This window comes from Rhodoferax sp. ZS1R8 (genome assembly GCF_056521325.1).
Map to the genome: position 1 here is coordinate 1 of NZ_JBWMBA010000117.1, position 1,229 is coordinate 1,229.

The window sequence follows — 1,229 nt, forward strand, 5'->3', positions numbered from 1 at the left end:
CCAGCCGACCCCTGGTGCAACAGTTTCTGGGCGCATTGGCAGAACGTGTACAAATGGGCTGGCTAGCCGCCTACACCGCACGGGACGAGGGCTACACCGCCGTGCATTTGCACGACCCATGGCTGGGACTGGGTTTTTGGCTGGGGCGCAAGCGTTTGGGCTTGCAAAACGTGTCGTGGGGTATTACCGAACATGGTTTTGGCTGTTATAGCCGGGCCACCCACGAAGATGGACTGCTTCAGGGGCCGCGTCTGCAGCGCTGGCTGCGGCGGCTGGAAGCTTTTGTGTTGCAGCGGGCCGACTGGGTGACCGCGCCCACACAACTTGCCCTGGATCAACTGGCACGCGATTTGGCGTTGCCTTTCAACCCACCCCACTGGCATGCCATCAGCCACGCATCCCCGGTGATGGCATTGCTGCAGCGTGAAGCTGCATGCCAGTCTTTGGGGTGGTCGCCACAGAACTTCCACGTGTTGGGTGTTGGCCGTCTGGTTCCATTGAAGCGCTTCGACATATTGGTGGCAGCCTGCGCCAGCCTGGCCCTTCGCTACCCGTCTTTGCATCTGCACTTGCTGGGCGATGGGGACCGGGCTGGCTTGCAACAGTTGGCCGATGCTGCCGGTTTCGGCGATCACATCCACTTCGCCATGGTGGACGACGTGCAACCCTACTACGCCGCGGCCGATGCATACGTCAGTACCTCCGTGACCGAGTCTTTTGGCCTGGCCAATTTTGAGGCGCTCATTGCCGGCTTGCCCTGCGTTTGCACTGCGGTGGGGGGAGTGCCCGAAGTCATGGGCAATGGGGCCTGGCTGATCCCGGTAAACCAGGGCGCTTTGGAGGCTGCGTTGGATGCGTTGATTGATCAGCCCACACAGCGGCAGGCCTTGGCGGCACGCGCTGCGGCGCAGGCAGCCCAAGCCCCAAATCTTGAATGGGTGGTGGAGCAATATGTTCGGCTTTTTCAGCGCTAGGCGTATCCAAAAGCAATTAGCGGGGCTGCAGCCTTGCCCGTTGCCACAGCCACTGAATTTGACGCAGGCCCGCAAGGTACTTGTGTTTGTGCCCCATCCAGACGACGAAACCCTGGGTTGCGGTGGCACGCTGGCGCGTTTGGCGCTACTGTGTCCGGTCAAAGTCGTGCTGGTGACCGACGGCAGTGGAGCCGGCGGCTTGCCGGACGGCGCAGGTGCGGTGCGCCAGGGTGAGTTTGTTCGCGCGCTGGCGCG

At 62.2% G+C, this 1,229-nt stretch carries 2 protein-coding genes; both read left to right on the forward strand.

Going from position 1 to position 1,229, the window contains the following annotated elements; genetic code table 11:
• On the forward strand, positions 1-974 hold a 974-nt coding region (locus AC097P_RS24275; RefSeq protein ID WP_479612983.1), incomplete at its 5' end, for a glycosyltransferase.
• Between the two features lie 40 nt (positions 975-1,014).
• Positions 1,015-1,229, forward strand: a 215-nt coding sequence (locus AC097P_RS24280; protein ID WP_479612984.1) for a PIG-L deacetylase family protein, incomplete at its 3' end; no start/stop codon positions are given.